Consider the following 19,993-nt stretch of genomic DNA (forward strand, 5'->3'; position numbering starts at 1 on the left):
CGGACCGTTCACCCCTTGCCTGGCGGCGCGCCTTCTGTGAGCGTTCTCGTGCGAGTGTTCGTTCTCGTACGAGAGTTCCGTGCGTGCTGCCGTACAAGAGTCCTGTACGCCATGTCGTACGAGACGTTGTGCAGCACGAGACGTTGCGTAGCGCGAGACGTTGTCGTACGAGACGTGGATGTCGTACGAGCGCTCTGGGAGCCTTGCGGGGAGTTCGCCAGTAACGCAATCTGCTTGCACTTCTTGCGCTAATCTTGCGCTCATGACGCGACGACTTGCTCAAGTGGCCCAGAAGGTGGGAGTCAGCGAGGCGACGGTCAGCCGGGTGCTGAACGGTAAGCCGGGCGTCTCCGACGCCACCAGGCAGGCCGTGCTCTCCGCGCTGGACGTCCTCGGCTACGAGCGGCCCACGCAGCTGCGGGGCGAGCGGGCCCGGCTGGTCGGGCTCGTCCTGCCCGAGCTCCAGAACCCGATCTTCCCCGCCTTCGCCGAGGTGGTCGGCGGCGCGCTCGCCCAGCAGGGACTGACCCCGGTGCTCTGCACGCAGACCAAGGGCGGCGTCTCCGAGGCCGACTACGTCGAGCTCCTCCTCCAGCAGCAGGTCTCCGGGGTCGTCTTCGCGGGCGGCCTCTACCACCAGGAGGACGCGCCGCACGACCACTACAAGGTGCTCGCCGACCGCAAGATCCCCGTCGTCCTGATCAACGCGGCCATCGACCGCCTCGGCTTCCCGGGCGTCTCCTGCGACGACTCCGTCGCTGTCGAGCAGGCGTGGCGGCACCTCGTCTCGCTCGGCCACGAGCGCATCGGCCTCGTCCTCGGCCCGGCCGACCACGTGCCCTCGCAGCGCAAGCTGGCCGCGGCCCGGACGCTCGCGAAGGAGGCCGGCACGAGCGTGCCCGACGAGTGGGTGGCCCGGGCGATGTTCTCCCTGGAGGGCGGGCAGGCCGCCGCCATGCGCCTGCTGGACCGGGGCGTCACCGGCATCATCTGCGCCAGCGACCCGCTCGCGCTCGGCGCGGTCCGGGCCGCCCGCCGCCGCGGGCTCTCCGTGCCCGCCGACGTATCGGTCGTGGGCTACGACGACTCGGCGTTCATGAACTGCACCGAGCCGCCGCTCACCACCGTCCGCCAGCCCATCGAGGCCATGGGGCGGGCGGCCGTGGAGCTGCTCTCGGTGCAGATCGGCGGGCGGACCGTGCCCTCGGACGAGCTGCTCTTCGAGCCCGAACTCGTGGTGCGCGGGTCCACCGCCCAGCCGCCGCGCGAGAATTCCCTCTGATCCGTAGCTAATTTGCGCTGGTGGGGACCTACGGAGCGGGCGACGGCAGCGGCTGCGGTGGCCGGGGGCCGGTGTACTGCCCGCTCGGCCGGATGCGCAGCGGGCGCTCCCCGTACTCCTCCAGCGCGTGCGCGATCCAGCCCGCCGTGCGGGAGACCGCGAACACCGTCTCGCCCGCCTCCGCCGCCATCCCGCAGGAGACGGAGAGCACGGCGAGCGCCAGGTCGATGTTGGCGTGCAGCGGCGCGTGGCGGGCCGTCGTGCCGACCACCTCCCGGGCCGCCGCCAGCGCCCCGGCCGCCTGCGGCACGTCCTCCAGCAGGGCGAACAGGGTCCTGGCCCGGGGGTCCTCGCCCCGGTAGAGCCGGTGGCCCAGCCCCGGCACCCCGCGCCCGGTCCGCAGGTGGTCGGCGACCACGGGGACCGCGCTGCCCCGGTCCACGGCCTCCTGGAGCATCCGGTGGGCCAGTCCGCTCGCCGCGCCGTGCAGCGGGCCCTCCAGGACCCCGAGGCCGGCGGAGACCACGGCGTACGGGTGGGCGTGCGCCGAGGCCGCGACCCGGGCGGCCAGGGTGGAGGCCGCCAGGTCGTGGTCGATGAGCAGGGCCAGGGCCGCGTCCAGGGCGGCGAGGGCCGGCGCGTCCACCGGCCGGGCGGTCAGCCGTGGCCACAGCCGCCGGGCCAGGGAACCCCCCTCGGCCTCCAGCGGCGTGCCGAGCACGGGCAACGCGCCCACCAGCGTCGGGATCAGGCCGCGCGCACTGCTCAGCACCGCTGGCGGCGTGAGGTCGAACCGCAGCGGGTCCATGGCGGCGGCAGCGGTCACCGCCACCCGCAGCCGGTCCGTCGAACCGCTGTGCGCGGGCAGCGCGCCGACCGTCCGGCGGGCCGCCGCCAGCGTCTCGGGAGGCGCTTCGAAGCGCGCGCCCGCCCGCAGCTCGCCCGTCCACAGCCACTCCGCGACCTCCTCGTAGCTGTGGCGCCGGGCCAGCTCGGTCGCGTCGACGCCCCGGAAGTAGTACCGGTCCTGCTCGATGAGGGTGATGCCGGTACGGAAGACGAGCTCGCCCCCGGCCGGTGACGGTTCCCGGCGGCCCGAGCGCCGGGCCAGGGCCCGCACCTCGTCGGCGTCGAACGTGCTGCCCCTGCCTCCGGCCGCCCGCACGCTGCCGAGCTGGCCCCGGCTGACGTACGCGTACACCGTCTCGGGCTTCACCCCCAGCAGCTCGGCCGCCTCGCGGGTGGTCAGGCGGGGCGGTCGCTGCGCGCCGGGCTCTGGTTGATCCGTCATGGGGGACACCGTATCCGTCCCGCATTCATATTGATTCAATCAACATTGACAGATTTCCAGTCAAGCATGGACAGTCGAATCAATGCTGCTTGCACGGAAGAGAGAACGGCCATGACCACCACCCCTGTCATCCCCGCCGTCCCCCGGGGGCTCGCCGGAGTCGTCGTCACCGACACCGCCCTCGGCGACGTCCGTGGGCGCGAGGGCTTCTACCACTACCGGCAGTACTCGGCGATCGAGCTCGCGCAGACCCGTGGCTTCGAGGACGTCTGGTATCTGATGTTCCACGGCGAGCTGCCCGACCGGGCGGCGGGCGCGGACTTCGCGGCCCGTACGGCGAACCTGCGCGCGCTCCCCGCCGAGGTCCGCGACGCGCTGCCCGCCATCGCCCGTGCGAGCGCCGTCTCCGGCCCGCTCGCCGGACTGCGTACGGCCCTGTCGCTGCTCGGGGCCGCCGCCGGACTCCGCCCGGTCTACGACATCGACGCCGGCCGCCGCCGCGAGGACGCGCTCGCCGCCTGCGCCGCCGTGCCCACGATCCTCACCGCCCTCCAGCGCCTCGGCCAGGGCCTCGAACCGGTCGAGCCCCGCGCCGATCTGCCCTACGCGGCCAACTACCTGTACATGCTCACCGGCAGCGAGCCGGAGCCCGACCGGGTCCGGGCCGTGGAGCGGTATCTGATCTCCACCGTCGACCACGGCTTCAACGCCTCCACGTTCACCGCCCGGGTCGTCGCCTCCACCGGAGCGGACCTGGCCGCCTGCCTGGTCGCCGCGGTCGGGGCGCTCTCCGGACCGCTGCACGGCGGAGCGCCCAGCCGCGCGCTGGACACCCTGGACGCCATCGGCGCCCCGGACCGCATCGACGGCTGGATCCGCGAGCAGGTCCTCTCCGGCCGCCGCATCATGGGCTTCGGCCACCCCGTCTACCGCACCGAGGACCCGCGCTCCCGGATGCTCAAGTCGATCGCGCGGAGCTTCGGCGGACCGCTCGTCGACTTCGCCGTCGAGGTCGAAGCCCAGGTGGAGGCCATCCTCGCCGAGCTCAAGCCGGGCCGGGAGCTGCACACCAACGTGGAGTTCTACGCCGGGGTCGTCATGGAGCTCTGCGGGCTGCCGCGCACGATGTTCACGCCCACCTTCTGTGCGGCGCGGGTGATCGGCTGGAGCGCCAATATCCTGGAGCAGGCGGAGGACTCGAAGATCATCCGCCCCGCGGCCCGTTACGTCGGCGCACCCCCGCCGCAGCCGGTCCCCGCACCCTGACCGCCCCTGTGAGGAAGGCCCCCGTTGACCCCGCCCCGCACCCAGCAGATCCCGGTCGTCGTCCTGGCGGGCTTTCTCGGATCAGGCAAGACCACGCTCCTGAACCACCTCCTCCGCAACCGCGCGGGCACCCGGATCGGTGTGATCGTCAATGACTTCGGGGCCATCGAGATCGACGCCATGACCGTCGCGGGGCAGGTCGGCTCGACGGTCTCGCTGGGCAACGGCTGCCTGTGCTGCGCGGTCGACGCGAGCGAACTCGACACCTTCCTGGAGACCCTCACCCGGCCCTCCGCCCGGCTGGACCTGATCGTCATCGAGGCGAGCGGCCTGGCCGAACCCCAGGAGCTCGTACGGATGCTGCTCGCCAGCGACAACCCGCACATCCTGTACGGGGGTCTGGTCGAGGTCGTCGACGCCGCCGAGTTCGACGGGACCCGGGAGCGCCACCCGGAGATCGACCGCCATCTGGCCGTCGCGGACCTCGTCGTCCTGAACAAGACCGACCGGGTGGGGGAGGCCGGGCGGGAGCGGCTGCGCCGGACGGTCGCGGAGCTGAGCGGGCCCGCCGCCGTGATCTCCGCCGTGCACGGCCGGATCGACCCGGAGCTGCTCTTCGATCCCGCGCTGCGGCCGGACGGCGAGGAGAAGGCCCGTCAGCTCACCTTCGAGGACCTGCTGCGGGAGGAGTCGGGCCCCGGGCATGACGGCCACGCCGACCACCTCCACGCCGCCTACGAGAGCGTCGAGTTCACCTCGGACACCCCGATGGACCCGCGCCGTTTCCTGGCGTTCCTGGACTCCCGGCCCGAGGGCCTCTACCGGATCAAGGGCTTCGCGGACTTCGGCGCGGGGGACCGGGCCAACAAGTACGCGCTGCACGCGGTCGGCCGGTTCCTGCGTTTCGTGCCGCAGCCGTGGGCGCGGGGCGAACAGCGGCTCACCCAGCTCGTCATGATCGGGGCGGGCATCGACGCCGACGCGCTGCGGGACGGGCTCGCCGCGTGCCGTGCCGGGAACCCGGAGCCGGCGCGGGCCCCGGCCGATGGCCTCGACACTCCTGACGCCGAACGCGGCATGTGGGGCGTGCTCCGGTACGTACAGGAGGCGGAGCCCGTACGTGGGCGGGAAGCCGATCCCGTACAGGAGGCCGAGCCCGAAGACGTACGGGAGGCGGATCCCGTACGCGTACAGGGAGCCGGCCCCGAAGACGTACAGGAGGCCGACGCCGTACCCGTACGGGAAACCGGCCCCGCAGGCGTACGAGAAGCGGCCGCAGAGGCGTAACGCCCCCCGGCCGCTCCTCTCGTCGCGCCCGCCCCGCCTACAGCGGCGGTCCCGCGATCACGGCCACCGGCTGGAGCAGCGGCGTGCCCGAACCGTCGCGGCGCGGGTCCGGCTCCGGGAGCTTCGCCGGGGTGCCGTTCTTCTGGGCCGCCCTGGCCGGGGTCGGGCCCGCCCAGGCGAAGACCAGGACGTCCTCACCCTTCAGGAACCGCTGGCAGCGCACCCCGCCGGTGGCCCGGCCCTTGCGCGGGAACTGGTCGAACGCGGTGAGCTTCGACGTCAGCGCCGAGTCGTCCAGCGTCCCGTGCGAACCGGCCACCGTGAACACGATCGCGTCCGCCGCCGGGTCGACCGCCGTGAAGGACAGCACCGCGGCCCCCGCCGCCAGCTTGACGCCCGCCATGCCTCCGGCGGCCCGCCCCTGCGGACGCACCGAGCCCGCCGGATAGCGCAGGAGCTGGGCGTCGGAAGTGATGAAGACCAGGTCCTCCTCACCCGTGCGCAGCTCGGTCGCGCCCACCACGCGGTCACCGTCCTTGAGGGCGATGACCTCCAACTCGTCCTTGTTGGCCGGATAGTCCGGCACGACGCGCTTCACCACGCCCTGGAGCGTGCCGATCGCCAGGCCCGGCGAGGCTTCGTCGAGCGTGGTGAGGCAGACCAGCTCCTCGTCCGCCTCCAGATTGAGGAACTCCGAGATCATCGCCCCGCCCGAGAGGTTGGGCTCCGCATGGGTGTCGGGCAACTGCGGCAGATCGATCACCGACAGCCGCAGCAGCCGCCCGGTGGAGGTCACCGCCCCCACGTCGCCGCGCGCCGTCGCCGCGACCGCCGACACGATCACGTCGTGCTTCGTCCGCCGGGCGTCCTCGGAGATCTCCACCGGCTCCGCGTTGGCCGTGCGGGCCAGCAGGCCCGTGGAGGAGAGCAGCACCCGGCACGGGTCGTCGGCGACCTCCAGAGGCACCGAGGCGATCTGCGAACCCGCCGACTCCAGCAGCACCGTGCGCCGGTCCGTGCCGAACTTCTTCGCCACCGCGGCCAGTTCCGATGAGACCAGCTTGCGCAGCTCCGCGTCCGACTCCAGGATCGCCGTCAGCGCCTCGATCTCGCCGTTGAGCTTGTCGCGCTCGCTCTCCAGCTCGATCCGGTCGAAGCGGGTGAGCCGGCGCAGCGGGGTGTCCAGGATGTACTGCGTCTGGATCTCGCTCAGCGAGAAGTGCGCCATCAGACGCTCCTTCGCCTGCGCGGAGTTGTCGCTGTCCCGGATGATCCGGATGACCTCGTCGATGTCGAGCAGGGCGACGATCAGCCCCTCGACCAGGTGCAGCCGGTCGCGGCGCTTGGTGCGGCGGAACTCGCTGCGTCGGCGCACCACCTCGAAGCGGTGGTCGAGATAGACCTCCAGCAGCTCCTTGAGGCCCAGGGTGAGGGGCTGGCCGTCCACCAGCGCCACGTTGTTGATGCCGAAGGACTCCTCCATCGGCGTCAGCTTGTAGAGCTGCTCCAGCACCGCTTCCGGCACGAACCCGTTCTTCACCTCGATGACCAGACGCAGGCCGTGGGCCCGGTCGGTGAGGTCCTTGACGTCCGCGATGCCCTGGAGCTTCTTCGCCGAGACCAGGTCCTTGATCTTGGCGATCACCTTCTCCGGGCCGACGGTGAAGGGCAGTTCGGTGACGACGAGGCCCTTGCGGCGTGCCGTCACGTCCTCGACGGCGACGGTGGCGCGGATCTTGAAGGTGCCCCGGCCCGACGTGTACGCGTCCTTGATGCCGCCCAGCCCGACGATGCGCCCGCCGGTGGGCAGGTCGGGGCCCGGGACGAAGCGCATCAGCGTCTCGATGTCGGCGCCCGGGTGCCTGATCAGGTGGCGGGCGGCGGCGATGACCTCGCCCAGATTGTGCGGGGGCATGTTGGTCGCCATGCCGACCGCGATCCCGGAGACCCCGTTGACCAGGAGGTTGGGGTAGGCCGCCGGGAGGACGACCGGCTCGCGCTCCTGGCCGTCGTAGTTCGACTGGAAGTCGACGGTGTTCTCGTCGATCGCCTCCGTCATCAGTGACGTGGCGTCGGCCATGCGGCACTCGGTGTACCGCATCGCGGCCGGCGGGTCGTCGTTGCCGAGGGAGCCGAAGTTGCCGTGGCCGTCGACCAGGGGCAGCCGCATCGAGAAGGGCTGCGCCATGCGCACCAGGGCGTCGTAGATCGAGGCGTCGCCGTGCGGGTGCAGCTTGCCCATGACCTCGCCGACGACGCGCGCGCACTTCACATAGCCGCGGTCGGGGCGCAGTCCCATCTCGTTCATCTGGGACACGATGCGCCGGTGCACCGGCTTCATGCCGTCGCGGGCGTCGGGCAGGGCCCTGGAGTAGATCACCGAGTACGCGTACTCGAGGAAGGAGCCCTGCATTTCGTCGACGACGTCGATGTCGAGGATCTTCTCCTCGAAGTCGTCCGGCGGCGGGGTCTTCGTGCTACGGCGGGCCATCGCGGCTGCGACTCCTTCTCGGATTCACGGATTCTGATCGGACAACCTGGGGTACTGATGCGGACCATTGTGGACCGCCGCACTGACAACGCGGACCTCGACCCGTCCGAAGCGGTCCCGGGCGGCACGGCCGGGACACCATCGACGGAAACTTCCGCGGAACGGGAACTTCGCCAGGTGCCGGTGCGCTTGCTTAGAGTGGCAGGTCTGGCAGGAAGTACCGGTCAGGAAGTCCAGTATCGCGATCGAAGGGACGTACATGCCCATGGGTCACACGGCCACCGCGCAGGCCGGCTCCGGCGGCTTGACAGCGACCGAGCACCGCCTGGCCAACGGCCTGCGTGTGGTGCTCTCCGAGGATCATCTGACCCCGGTCGCCGCGGTCTGCCTCTGGTACGACGTGGGTTCGCGCCACGAGGTCAAGGGGCGCACCGGTCTGGCTCACCTCTTCGAGCACCTGATGTTCCAGGGCTCGGGCCAGGTCAAGGGGAACGGCCACTTCGAGCTCGTCCAGGGAGCCGGCGGCTCGCTCAACGGGACGACCAGCTTCGAGCGGACCAACTATTTCGAGACCATGCCCACCCACCAGGTGGAGTTGGCTCTCTGGCTGGAAGCCGACCGTATGGGCTCCCTCCTCGCCGCCCTCGACGAGGAGTCCATGGAGAACCAGCGCGACGTCGTCAAGAACGAGCGGCGCCAGCGCTACGACAACGTGCCCTACGGCACCGCGTTCGAGAAGCTCACCGCCCTCGCCTACCCCGAGGGCCACCCGTACCACCACACCCCGATCGGCTCCATGGCCGACCTGGACGCGGCCACCCTGGAGGACGCCCGCGCGTTCTTCCGTACGTACTACGCGCCCAACAACGCGGTGCTGTCGATCGTCGGGGACATCGACCCCGAGCAGACCATCGCCTGGGTCGAGAAGTACTTCGGCTCCATCCCGTCCCACGACGGCAAGCAGCCGCCGCGCGACGGGTCCCTTCCCGAGATCATCGGCGAGCAGCTGCGCGAAGTGGTCCACGAGGAGGTCCCGGCGCGTGCGCTGATGGCCGCCTACCGCCTCCCGCACGACGGCACCCGCGCCTGTGACGCGGCCGACCTGGCGCTGACCGTGCTCGGCGGCGGGGAGTCCTCCCGGCTGCACAACCGCCTGGTCCGCCGCGACCGTACGGCGGTTGCGGCGGGCTTCGGGCTGCTGCGGCTCGCCGGGGCGCCCTCGCTGGGCTGGCTGGACGTGAAGACCTCCGGCGGCGTCGAGGTGGCGCAGATCGAGACCGCGGTCGACGAGGAGCTGGCCCGGTTCGCCGAGGAAGGGCCCACCCCGGAGGAAATGGAGCGGGCCCAGGCCCAGTTGGAGCGCGAGTGGCTGGACCGTCTCGGCACGGTCGCGGGCCGCGCCGACGAACTGTGCCGTTACGCGGTCCTGTTCGGCGACCCGCAGCTCGCCCTGACCGCGGTGGGACGCGTCCTGGACATCACCGCGGAGGAGGTGCGCGAGGCGGCCCGGGCGGCCCTGCGCCCCGACAACCGGGCGGTCCTGGTCTATGAGCCCATCGAGCCGGCCGAGGACGCCGACGAGGCGGCGGCGGGCACCGAAGCGCCCGAGGGGGCGGACAAGTGAGCGACGCCGCCGTGACTGGAGTAGCCATGGAGTACCACCCGCAGCCGACCCCGGGCACCGCCCGGCCGTGGGCCTTCCCCGCCCCCGAGCGCGGCGCGCTGCCCAACGGGCTGACCGTGCTGCGCTGCCACCGCCCCGGCCAGCAGGTCGTGGCCGTGGAGATCTTCCTGGACGCGCCGCTGGACGCCGAGCCCGAGGGCCTGGACGGCGTGGCCACGATCATGTCGCGTGCTCTCTCCGAGGGCACCGACAAGCACAGCGCCGAGGAGTTCGCCGCCGAGCTGGAGCGGTGCGGCGCCACCCTGGACGCGCACGCCGACCACCCCGGCGTCCGGGTCTCCCTGGAGGTCCCGGCCTCCCGTCTGGCCAAGGCCCTGGGGCTGGTCGCCGAGGCCCTGCGCGCCCCGGCCTTCGCCGAGAGCGAGATCGAGCGGCTCGTCGGCAACCGGCTGGACGAGATCCCGCACGAGCAGGCCAACCCGTCCCGGCGCGCCGCCAAGCAGCTCTCCAAGGAGCTCTTTCCGGCCACCGCCAGGATGTCGCGCCCGCGCCTGGGCACCGAGGAGACGGTGCGGCGGATCGACGCCGCCGCCGTGCGCGCCTTCTTCGACGCCCACATCCGCCCGTCGACCGCGACGGCCGTGATCGTGGGCGACTTCACCGGCATCGACCTGGACGCGCTGCTCGCCGACACCCTCGGCGACTGGTCGGGCAACGCGGGCCAGGCCCGGCCCGTCGCGCCGATCACCGCCGACGACACCGGCCGTGTGGTCATCGTCGACCGGCCCGGCGCGGTCCAGACCCAGCTGCTGATCGGCCGCATCGGCGCGGACCGGCACGAGAGCGTGTGGCCCGCCCAGGTCCTCGGCGCCTACTGCCTGGGCGGCACCCTCACCTCCCGGCTGGACCGGGTGCTGCGCGAGGAGAAGGGCTACACCTACGGTGTACGGGCCTTCGCCCAGGTCCTGCGCTCGACCGGCCCCGAGTCGGGCGGCGCGGCGATGCTCGCCATCAGCGGTTCGGTGGACACCGAGTCCACGGGTCCGGCGCTGGAGGACCTCTGGAAGGTGCTGCGGACGCTGGCCGCCGAAGGGCTGACCGACGCCGAGCGCGAGACGGCCGTGCAGAACCTCGTGGGGGTCGCCCCGCTGAAGTTCGAGACGGCCGCCTCCGTCGCGAGCACGCTGGCCGACCAGGTCGAGCAGCACCTCCCCGACGACTACCAGGCCCACCTCTACGCCCGGCTCGCCGAGACGGGCACCGTGGAGGCCACCGCCGCCGTGGTCAACGCCTTCCCGGTGGACCGGCTGGTGACGGTCCTCGTGGGGGACGCGGCACAGATCGAGGAGCCGGTGAAGGCGCTCGGCATCGGCGAGGTGACCGTCGTCAGCGGCTGACGCCGATGTGACACGACCAGGCAAACGGGACCCCGGCGGACGGAAGTTCGCCGGGGTCCTCCCTTTTGGGCCTTTGGGGCGCTTCGTCACCTTTGTGCACGAAGAGTCGATTTGCCCTGTGGGATGTACGACAAATCCCCCTGTCTGTTTGGTGATGGGAAGTCGCCCCGCCTAGCGTCGGATCGGCTGTCCGCCACCCGTACGCCGCAGCCGCGGCGCCGGACAGCCATCGCCGAGTCCCCGTCAGGCGCGAGCCTGGGGAGCCGGGGACCCACGCAGTCCCTGGGGTGAATCGGACGCCCGTGCCGCGACCCGGCGCGGGAATCCGTAGGAGACCTTCCTGCTCCGAACCCGTCAGCTAACCCGGTAGGCGAGAAGGAAGGAAAGGATCAGCCCCTCCATGGCGTTCACCCGTGCCACCGGGAAGCACCGTGCCCCGAGCCGCCTGACGCGCCGCGGCGCCCAGGCCGCCGGCATCGCGGCACTGGCCACCACCGGAGTCCTCGGCTCCCTGGCCTCCCCGGCCGCCGCCGCGGACTCCGAGGCCCCCAAGGCTGCCGAGACCGGACTCACCCAGGCCATCGCCCTCGACGCCACCCTCGCCGAGCAGATCGACGCGCAGGCGCAGGCGCAGCACCAGCAGGCCGAGGCACTGGCCAGGGCGAAGGCCAAGGCGGCCGCCGAAGCCAAGGCCAAGGCCGCGAAGGCCAAGGCGAAGGCGGAGGCCGACCGCAAGGCCGAGGCCCGGGCCGAGGAGGTCCGCGAGGAGAAGGCCCGTGCCGCCCGCGCCGCCGAGCGCGCCCGGCTGAACGCCTTCCACCTCCCCGTCGCCGGCTCGTACGTCTCCACCGGCTACCAGTCGAGCGGTTCGCTCTGGTCCTCCGGCAGCCACTCCGGCGTGGACTTCCACGCCGCCTCCGGCAGCTCCGTCGTCGCGGTCGGCGCCGGTACGGTCGTCGAGGCCGGCTGGGGCGGCGCGTACGGCAACAACGTCGTGCTCCGGATGACGGACGGCACGTACACCCAGTACGGGCACCTCTCCTCGATCGGCGTCTCCGTGGGCCAGAGCGTCACCTCCGGCCAGCAGATCGGCCTCTCCGGCTCCACCGGCAACTCCACCGGCCCGCACCTCCACTTCGAGGCCCGGACCACCGCGGAGTACGGCTCGGACATGGACCCGGTCGCCTACCTGCGCTCGCACGGCCTCAGCGTCTGACCTCACCTCGCGGTCCTCTCCCGACCTCGTGGTCCTCCCTTGGCCTGCCTCCGCACGACCACCTCGCGCGACCCCGACTCCCCGAAGGCCCCGGTTTCCCGCCGGGGCCTTCGGCGAATGCGCCCCTCGCCTCCGCCCCGGGCCTGCCCGGGGCGGTTTTCTGGCCGGAAGATATCCATGGATTCCGGCCCCCCATCGGAAATTGCGGCGGATTGCAATAGAGTCACGGAACAGGCGTCGGGCGGCCGCGTTTCGCGGGGATTAAGGCGGAGGTTCGGACATGCGCATTCCCGCGCATTCGGTATGCACGGCAATCCGTGACGACATCGTCTCCGGTGTCTACGAGCGGGGCGGCCGCCTCACCGAGGAACTGCTGGCACGGCGGTACGGGGTCTCCCGCGTCCCGGTCCGCGAGGCGCTGCGCACCCTGGAGTCCGAGGGCTTCGTCGTCACCCGCAGACACGCCGGAGCCTGCGTCGCCGAGCCCACCGAGCAGGAGGCGGCCGACCTGCTGGAGGTGCGGATGCTCCTGGAGCCGCTCGGTGCGGCCCGGGCCGCCCAGCGCCGCACCGAGGCCCACCTCAAGGTGCTCCGGGGACTGGTCAGACTGGGCCAGGAGCGGGCCCGCCGGGGCGAGGGGGAGGATCTGCGGTCGCTGGGCGGCTGGTTCCACGAGACGCTCGCCCAGGCATCCGGCAGCCCCGGCCTCATCGCCCTGCTCACCCAGCTGCGGCACAAGATCGCCTGGATGTACGCGGTCGAGCAGCCCGCACGCCCGGTCGACTCCTGGGCCGAGCACGGCGCGATCGTGGACGCCGTCGCACGCGGCGACGCGGAACGGGCCAGGGCGCTGACCGCCCAGCACGCGGAACGGGCCGCCGGGGCGCACCGGCTGCGCCGTCCGGACCGCTCCGGGCGGCGCACCGCACCCGCGCCCCGGGTGAGTTCTTCGCAACACGGCGTAAACATTGCGGGCGTTCGCCATTAACAAGGACGCCGTATACAAAGAGAAGTAATTGCCCGGGATCTTGCCCGGGGCCTTGTTCGTGCTGCCCGAATTCCTGTGCGTCGACGTCAGGAATAGCGAAAGAGCCGTGGCCCCCAAAGGGTTCCACGGCTCTCACGAAGAAAGGCTTTTGGGGGTCAGACGGTCTCGGGGAGCTCGTCGAGACCCTCGGCGACCAGCTTCGCCAGACGGTCCAGAGCGGCCTCGGCGTCGTCCGCTTCGGTCGCGAGCACGATCTCCTCGCCACCCTGCGCGCCCAGACCGAGCACCGCGAGCATGGAGGCGGCGTTCACCGGGTTGCCGTCGGCCTTGGCGATCGTCACGGGGACGCCGGAAGCCGTGGCGGCACGGACGAAGATGGAAGCGGGGCGGGCGTGCAGGCCCTCGGCCCAACCGACGTTTACGCGGCGCTCAGCCATGGTTCTGCCCTTCACATATCAACGGTTGTCTAGACCAGTCTCTCATGCGGTGCGCAATGCTGTGCCCGGCCTCCCTCCGGCCCGATCTGTGCGGAAAGCCCGCTCGGACCGTCCTCAGACTGCCCCGGTCCCGAACCCTCCGCGACCGGGACACCGGCCGTAGGCTTTGCCCATGGAGCCGACGCCCGAGCCAAGTCCGCATCACGCGTACCCCGACCACTGGGAAGCGGACGTGGTGCTCCGTGACGGCGGCACCGCCCGCATCAGGCCGATCACCACGGACGACGCCGAGCGACTGGTCAGCTTCTACGAGCAGGTGTCCGACGAGTCGAAGTACTACCGGTTCTTCGCCCCGTACCCCCGCCTTTCCGACCGGGACGTGCACCGCTTCACCCATCACGACTACGTCGACCGGGTGGGACTGGCCGTCACGATCGGCGGCGAGTTCATCGGGACCGTCCGCTACGACCGCATCAACGAACAGGGCAGGCCCGCCTCCGCCCCCGCCGACGAGGCCGAGGTCGCCTTCCTCGTCCAGGACGCCCACCAGGGCCGGGGAGTCGCCTCGGCGCTGCTCGAACACATCGCCGCCGTCGCCCGCGAGCGCGGCATCCGGCGCTTCGCCGCCGAGGTGCTCCCCGCCAACAACAAAATGATCAAGGTGTTCCGGCACGCGGGCTACACCCAGCAGCGCAGCTTCGAGGACGGCTCCGTCCACCTCACCCTCGACCTCGAACCCACCGAGAAGTCCCTCGCCGTGCAGCGCGGCCGCGAACAGCGCGCCGAGGCCCGCTCGGTGCAGCGCCTCCTCGCCCCCGGGTCCGTCGCGGTGATCGGCGCAGGCCGCACGCCCGGGGGAGTGGGCCGCACCGTCCTGCGCAACCTCCTGGCCGCCGGATACACCGGCCGCGCCTACGCGGTGAACCGCGCCTTCGACGAGGGCCTCGACACCCTGGACGGCGTCCCCGCCCACCGCTCGCTCGGCGAGATCGACGAGCAGGTCGACCTGGCCGTCATCGCGGTCCCCGCCCACCGGGTCCCCGAAGCCGTCGCCGACTGCGGCGAGCACGGCGTCCAGGGCCTGGTCGTCCTCTCCGCCGGATACGCCGAGCGGGGCTCCGCCGGCCGCGAGCTCCAGCGCGAACTGGTCCGCCAGGCCCGCTCGTACGGCATGCGGATCATCGGCCCGAACGCCTTCGGTATCATCAACACCGCCGAGTCCGTCCGGCTCAACGCCTCCCTCGCCCCCGAGTCGCCCGCGCGCGGCCGGATCGGCCTGTTCACCCAGTCCGGCGCGATCGGCATCGCCCTCCTCTCCGGCCTCCACCGGCGCGGCGCGGGCCTCTCCTCGTTCATCTCGGCGGGCAACCGGGCCGACGTCTCCGGCAACGACTTCCTTCAGTACTCGTTCGAGGACCAGGACACCGACGTCGCCCTCCTTTACCTCGAATCACTCGGCAACCCCCGCAAGTTCACCCGCCTCGCCCGCCGCACCGCCGCCGTGAAGCCCGTCGTCGTGGTGAAGGGCGCCCGGCACAGCGGCGCCAACCCGCCCGGCCACGCCGTCCCGGTCAGCCGCATCCCCGACGCCACCGTCTCCGCGCTGATGCGGCAGGCGGGCGTCATCCGGGTCGACACGGTGACCGAGATGGTGGACGCCGGACTGCTCCTGGCCGACCAGCCGCTCCCGGCCGGACCCCGGGTCGCGATCCTCGGCAACTCCGAGTCCCTCGGCCTCCTCACGTACGACGCCTGCCTGGCCGAGGGGCTGCGCCCGCGCCCGCCGCGCGACCTCACCACGGCCGCCTCCCCGCAGGACTTCCGGGACGCGCTGGCGGCGGCGCTCGCGGACGGGACCTGCGACGCCGTGATCGTCACCGCCATCCCGTGGGTGGGGGAGAACGGCGAGGCCGAGACCGGCGACGGCGAGGTGCTGGCCGCCGCCCTGCGCGGCGCGGCGGCCGGCGGACCGGCCAAGCCCGTCGCCGTCGTCCATGTGGAGATCGGCGGCCTCGCGGAGGCCCTGGCCGCCGCGAGCAGCACGGCCGCACCGCACACCCGGCCCACGACGCTCGCCGCCCAGCCCTCCGCCGCACCGGGAGCGCCCACCGACCCGGGCACGGCGTCCACAGAGGCTCCGACCGCTACGGTCACCGCAGCGGCCCCAGCGGCCTCAACCACCCCAACCACCCCGGACGCCCCAGCAGTCACGACGACCCCGGACACCACACCACCCCCAACCACCCCCGCCCAGACCGCAACCGAAGCAACCAAGGCGGCCGCCGCAACCGACGCGGCCGGTGCAACAGACGCGACCGACGCGGCCGCCGCAACCGAAGCAGCAGACGCGACCAGCGCAACCGAAGCAGCCGAACCCCCGACCCGCCCCGGCCGCATCCCCGCCTACCCGGCCGCCGAGCGCGCCGTACGGGCACTGGCCGAGGCCGTGAAGTACGCCCAGTGGCGGCGCCAGGCGGCCGTACCCGGCAAGGTGCCCGAGTTCCTGGACGAGACCATCGACGAGCCGGGCGCGGCCACCCTGATCGACGCCCTGCTCGGCGCCGCCCCCGACCCCCGCGGCCGCCCCCTCGCCCACGACGAGGCCCGCGAGCTGCTGGGCCGCTACGGCATTCCCGTACGCCCCACGCTCCCCGCCCCGGACCCCGAGGCCGCCGTCGCCGCGGCCGGCCGGCTCGGCTACCCGGTGGCGCTGAAGACCACCGCACCCCACCTGCGCCACCGCGCCGACCTCGGCAGCGTACGGCTCGACCTCGCGGACGAGGACGCCCTGCGCCGCGCGTACGGAGAGTTCACCGAACTCCTCGGCAAGCCCGCCGAACTGCTCCCGGTCGTCCAGTCCATGGCCCCGCGCGGCGTGGACACGGTCGTACGGGCGTCCATCGACGCCGCCGCCGGAGCCATCCTCTCCTTCGGCCTGGCGGGCGCCCCCTCCGAGCTGCTCGGCGACACCGCGCACCGACTGGTTCCGGCCACCGACCGCGACGCGGCCGAGCTGATCCGGTCGATCAAGGCGGCCCCGGTGCTGTTCGGCTGGCGCGGCTCCGCGCCCGTGGACACCCCGGCCCTGGAGGAGCTGCTGCTGCGGCTGTCCCGGCTCGTCGACGACCACCCCGAGGTGGTCTCCGTGGCGCTGGAACCCGTGGTCGTGGCCCCGCACGGGCTGACCGTCCTCGGCGCGAGCGTCCGGCTCGCCCCGCCGCCCCCGCGCGGCGACCTCGGCCCCCGCCGCCTCCCGAACTACTGAACCCGCCCCCTCCCGGGACGCCCCGGGGCGTCCCCGGCAGTCACCGGCCCCCCGTAGGATGGTGCACATGGCAAAGACCGGTACGACGACCCAGGGGCTGCGCGCGGCGATCGAGCGCAGCGGCTACTACCCGGCCCTCGTGGCCGAGGCGGTCGAGGCCGCCGTCGGCGGGGAGCCGGTCGCCTCGTACCTGGTGCACCAGGAGACCACGTTCGACTCGAACGAGGTCCGCCGCCATGTCACGGTCCTCGTCCTGACCGAGCACCGGTTCATCGTCAGCCACACCGACGAGCAGGCCGCCGACACCAGCTCCCCGACGCCGTACGCCACCACGTCCACCGAGTCGGTCAAGCTGGAGCGGATCTCCTCCGTCGTGGTCAGCCGGGTGGTGGCCAACCCGGAGAAGTACGTCCCGGGCACCCTGCCCCGCGAGGTCGTCCTCACCATCGGCTGGGGCGCGGTCTCCCGGATCGACCTGGAGCCCGCAGCCTGCGGCGACGCCAACTGCGAGGCCGACCACGGCTATACGGGCAGCTCCACCGCCGACGACCTGAGCCTGCGGGTCAGCGAGGCCGGCGACGGCCCGGACGCGGTCCGCCAGACCCTCGCCTTCGCGCAGTCCCTCTCCGAGGCCACGGCCGCCACCGCGGCGACCGGCCGGTGATGGCCCAGCCCGCCTGGCAGGACCCGGTCCCGCTCGCTCTCGACACCGCGCCCGTCCCCGCGTACGGCGGCGGCTCGCTGGCCGACCTGCTGCCGACGCTCGCCGCCGGCCAGGGGGTGGAGGGCTTCTCCGCCGCCATCCCCGAGCTGACGCCCGCCGACCGCAACTGCGTCTTCCTCATCGACGGCCTCGGCTGGGAGCAGATCAAGGCCCACCCCGACGAGGCGCCCTTCCTGCACTCCCTGCTCCCCACCTCCCGCGGCGGCACGGGGCAGCCGATCACCGCGGGCTTCCCCTCCACCACCGCGACCTCGCTCGCCTCGGTCGGTACGGGGCTGCCGCCCGGTGAGCACGGCCTGCCCGGCTACACCGTGCGCAACCCGGAGACCGGCGCGCTGATGAACCAGCTCCGCTGGAAGCCGTTCACCGCGCCGAAGGTCTGGCAGCCCTACCCCACGGTGTTCCAGCTCGCGGACGCCGCGGGCGTGCACACCGCGCAGGTCTCGTCCCCGGACTTCGAGCGGACCCCGCTCACCAAGGTCGCGCTCAGCGGCGGTTCCTTCCTCGGCCGGCTCTCCGGCGAGGACCGGATGGACGTGTCCGCCCAGCGCCTCGCCGCCGGCGACCGCTCGCTCGTGTACACGTACTACAGCGAGGTCGACGGCAAGGGCCACCGCTTCGGCATCGACTCCGACGCCTGGCGCGGCCAGTTGATGTACGTCGACGGGCTCGCCCAGCGCCTCGCGGAGCAGCTTCCGCCGCGCTCGGCGCTCTACATCACCGCCGACCACGGCATGATCGACATCCCGTTCGACGAGCAGTCCCGGATCGACTTCGACGAGGACTGGGAGCTGCGCGCGGGCGTCGCCCTCCTCGGCGGCGAGGGCCGCGCCCGCCATGTCTACGCGGTGCCCGGCGCGCAGGGCGACGTCCTGGCCGTGTGGCGCGAGGTGCTGGGCGAGCAGTTCTGGGTGGCGAGCCGGGACGAGGCGATCGCGGCGGGCTGGTTCGGTCCCGTCATCGACGAGCGGGTGTACGGCCGGATCGGCGATGTGGTCGCCGCCGCCCACGACGACGTCGTCATCACGGCCTCGGCGGGCGAGCCGCACGAGTCGGCGATGGTCGGCATGCACGGCTCCCTGACCCCCGTCGAGCAGCTCGTCCCGCTGCTCGAAGTACGCTCGTAACCGCGTTCTCCCCTTCCTGCCGACCGTCCCTGTGAAAGGTGCCCGTCCCCTCATGCCCGAGCTGGTGTTCTTCTCCGGAACCATGGACTGCGGAAAGAGCACGCTGGCCCTGCAGATCGGCCACAACCGCTCGGCCCGCGGCCTCCAGGGTGTGATCTTCACCCGCGACGACCGGGCCGGGGAGGGAAAGCTGTCCTCGCGGCTGGGGCTGGTCACGGAGGCGGTCGAGGCCACGGAGGGCATGGACCTCTACGCGTACCTCGTGGGCCAGTTGTCCAAGGGGGGCAAGGCCGACTACGTGATCGTGGACGAGGCGCAGTTCCTCGCGCCCGGACAGATCGACCAGCTCGCCCGGATCGTGGACGACCTCGGCCTGGACGTGTTCGCCTTCGGCATCACCACGGACTTCCGGACCAGGCTGTTCCCGGGTTCGCAGCGGCTGATCGAACTGGCGGACCGGATCGAGCAGCTCCAGGTGGAGGCCCTGTGCTGGTGCGGGGCCCGCGCCACGCACAACGCCCGCACGGTGGGGGGCGAGATGGTGGTCGAGGGCGAGCAGGTGGTCGTCGGGGACGTGAACCAGCTTGCGGGCGAGGTCGGCTACGAGGTGCTGTGCCGCCGCCACCACCTGCGCAGAGTGACCAGCGTCGCCGCCCGCGCGGGCACGTTGTCGGCCGACGTCCTGCCGGTCAACAGCGCCTGACCGCCAGGCCGCAGGAGCTGACCGGACGTCAGTCGGTCGTCGGGGCGAGCGCTTCACGGTGCCAGGGCCTCCACGGCCCCCGGCCGCTCAATCCCTTCCGCCCGTCCGGCCCCTCAGCCCCCGGACGTCCGTACGATCGTGAAGACCGCGCCCTCCGGGTCCGTGACCGTCGCCAGCCGGCCGCTCGCCCCCTCGCGCGGCGGTTGCAGGACGCGTCCGCCCAGCTCCACCACCCGGGCGGCGGCCTCGTCGGTGTCGGACACCTCGAAGTACGTCATCCAGTGCGGGCCCCGGTCGCGCGGCAGGGCGTGGCCCACGCCGTGCAGGGCGGCCACCGGACTGCCGTCCAGGTGCAGGGTCTGGTAGTCGAAGTCGGCCGAGACCACCGCCTCGGTCTCGTAGCCGAAGACCGTCTGGTAGAACTTCGCCACCATCGAGGTCTCCCGGGTCACCAGCTCGTTCCAGACGGGTGTGCCGGGGATGCCCGCCGTCATGGTCCCGATGTGCTCCGAGCCCTGCCAGAGGCCGAAGACCGCCCCGCCGGGGTCCGAGGCGATGGCGAGCCGGCCCGCCTCGCCCGCGTCGAGCGGGCCCACGGCGACCGTGCCGCCGCAGGAACGGATCGCCTCGGCGGTCATGTCCGCGTCGTCGGTCGCCAGATAGGTGGTCCAGGCGATCGGGAGGTGCCGGTCGGGCGGCAGCTGGCCGATGCCCGCGACCTCCTTGCCGTGGAGCAGGCCCCGGACGTAGGGACCCAGCTGTTCGGGCCCCGGCCGGAACTCCCAGCCGAACAGGGCTCCGTAGAACTCCTGGGTCGCGGTCAGGCCGTGCACGATCAGACTCACCCAGCAAGGGGTTCCGGGCGTGCGCCGGGCAGCAGCCTCGGTCATCGTCT

15 protein-coding genes and 1 riboswitch are annotated in these 19,993 nt (G+C 72.5%); of the genes, 11 read left to right on the top strand and 4 right to left on the bottom strand.

The features are described 5' to 3' along the window. Positions 1-262: 262 nt before the first annotated feature. A complete protein-coding gene (locus ACLJPL_RS30390) occupies positions 263-1,282 on the top strand; it encodes a LacI family DNA-binding transcriptional regulator (RefSeq protein WP_411084162.1) in 1,020 nt (339 codons plus the stop codon). Between the two features lie 28 nt (positions 1,283-1,310). On the opposite strand, the gene ACLJPL_RS30395 is transcribed toward ACLJPL_RS30390, so the two are convergent. Next, a complete protein-coding gene (locus ACLJPL_RS30395; protein WP_411084163.1) occupies positions 1,311-2,573 on the bottom strand; it encodes a citrate synthase in 1,263 nt (420 codons plus the stop codon). Positions 2,574-2,684: 111 nt separating this feature from the next. On the opposite strand from ACLJPL_RS30395, the gene ACLJPL_RS30400 reads away from it, so the two are divergent. After that, on the top strand, positions 2,685-3,839 hold the full coding sequence (locus ACLJPL_RS30400) for a citrate synthase (protein WP_411084164.1): 1,155 nt from the start codon (positions 2,685-2,687) through the stop codon (positions 3,837-3,839). Positions 3,840-3,863: 24 nt separating this feature from the next. Continuing rightward, positions 3,864-5,126 (top strand): CobW family GTP-binding protein, encoded by a 1,263-nt coding sequence (locus ACLJPL_RS30405; protein WP_411084165.1) that lies wholly within the window; start codon positions 3,864-3,866, stop codon positions 5,124-5,126. A gap of 37 nt (positions 5,127-5,163) precedes the next feature. Here the strand turns inward: ACLJPL_RS30405 and ACLJPL_RS30410 are convergent, their stop codons facing one another. Continuing rightward, positions 5,164-7,617, bottom strand: coding sequence for a DNA topoisomerase (ATP-hydrolyzing) subunit A (locus ACLJPL_RS30410; RefSeq protein WP_411084166.1), 2,454 nt, complete (start codon positions 7,615-7,617; stop codon positions 5,164-5,166). A 259-nt stretch (positions 7,618-7,876) separates the two neighbouring features. On the opposite strand from ACLJPL_RS30410, the gene ACLJPL_RS30415 reads away from it, so the two are divergent. The 4 genes from ACLJPL_RS30415 to ACLJPL_RS30430 all read left to right on the top strand — a co-directional run bounded on the left by ACLJPL_RS30415 (position 7,877) and on the right by ACLJPL_RS30430 (position 12,842). Continuing rightward, a complete protein-coding gene (locus ACLJPL_RS30415; RefSeq protein ID WP_411084167.1) occupies positions 7,877-9,241 on the top strand; it encodes a M16 family metallopeptidase in 1,365 nt (454 codons plus the stop codon). Positions 9,242-9,267: 26 nt separating this feature from the next. Then, a complete protein-coding gene (locus tag ACLJPL_RS30420; protein WP_411084194.1) occupies positions 9,268-10,638 on the top strand; it encodes a M16 family metallopeptidase in 1,371 nt (456 codons plus the stop codon). Positions 10,639-10,858: 220 nt separating this feature from the next. After that, a riboswitch (cyclic di-AMP (ydaO/yuaA leader) is annotated at positions 10,859-11,025 on the top strand. A gap of 13 nt (positions 11,026-11,038) precedes the next feature. Then, positions 11,039-11,854 (top strand): M23 family metallopeptidase, encoded by an 816-nt coding sequence (locus ACLJPL_RS30425; RefSeq protein WP_411084168.1) that lies wholly within the window; start codon positions 11,039-11,041, stop codon positions 11,852-11,854. A gap of 280 nt (positions 11,855-12,134) precedes the next feature. Then, entirely contained in the window at positions 12,135-12,842 is a 708-nt protein-coding gene (locus ACLJPL_RS30430; protein ID WP_411084169.1) for a GntR family transcriptional regulator, read from the top strand. Positions 12,843-12,997: 155 nt separating this feature from the next. Here the strand turns inward: ACLJPL_RS30430 and ACLJPL_RS30435 are convergent, their stop codons facing one another. After that, positions 12,998-13,279 (bottom strand): HPr family phosphocarrier protein, encoded by a 282-nt coding sequence (locus ACLJPL_RS30435; protein WP_411084170.1) that lies wholly within the window; start codon positions 13,277-13,279, stop codon positions 12,998-13,000. A 172-nt stretch (positions 13,280-13,451) separates the two neighbouring features. Between ACLJPL_RS30435 and ACLJPL_RS30440 the strand changes: the two genes are divergently transcribed. The 4 genes from ACLJPL_RS30440 to ACLJPL_RS30455 all read left to right on the top strand — a co-directional run bounded on the left by ACLJPL_RS30440 (position 13,452) and on the right by ACLJPL_RS30455 (position 19,098). Further along, complete coding sequence (locus ACLJPL_RS30440) at positions 13,452-16,544, top strand: GNAT family N-acetyltransferase (protein ID WP_411084171.1); 3,093 nt, start codon at positions 13,452-13,454, stop codon at positions 16,542-16,544. Positions 16,545-16,611: 67 nt separating this feature from the next. Then, positions 16,612-17,208 (top strand): DUF5998 family protein, encoded by a 597-nt coding sequence (locus tag ACLJPL_RS30445; RefSeq protein ID WP_030577251.1) that lies wholly within the window; start codon positions 16,612-16,614, stop codon positions 17,206-17,208. Next, the gene (locus ACLJPL_RS30450) at positions 17,208-18,395 is read left to right on the top strand and encodes an alkaline phosphatase family protein (RefSeq protein WP_411084172.1); all 1,188 of its coding nucleotides are present in this window, start codon (positions 17,208-17,210) and stop codon (positions 18,393-18,395) included. The genes ACLJPL_RS30445 and ACLJPL_RS30450 overlap by 1 nt, the downstream gene beginning before the upstream one ends. 52 nt (positions 18,396-18,447) lie before the next feature. Further along, positions 18,448-19,098 carry a thymidine kinase gene (locus ACLJPL_RS30455; RefSeq protein ID WP_411084173.1) on the top strand — a complete coding sequence of 217 codons (651 nt, stop codon included), beginning with the start codon at positions 18,448-18,450 and terminating at the stop codon, positions 19,096-19,098. Positions 19,099-19,211: 113 nt separating this feature from the next. On the opposite strand, the gene ACLJPL_RS30460 is transcribed toward ACLJPL_RS30455, so the two are convergent. Continuing rightward, positions 19,212-19,988, bottom strand: a complete 777-nt coding sequence (locus ACLJPL_RS30460; protein ID WP_411084174.1) for a VOC family protein — start codon at positions 19,986-19,988, stop codon at positions 19,212-19,214. Between the last annotated feature and the right edge of the window lie 5 nt (positions 19,989-19,993).

This window comes from Streptomyces sp. cmx-18-6, assembly GCF_046548915.1.
Taxonomy (GTDB): Bacteria; Actinomycetota; Actinomycetes; order Streptomycetales; family Streptomycetaceae; genus Streptomyces.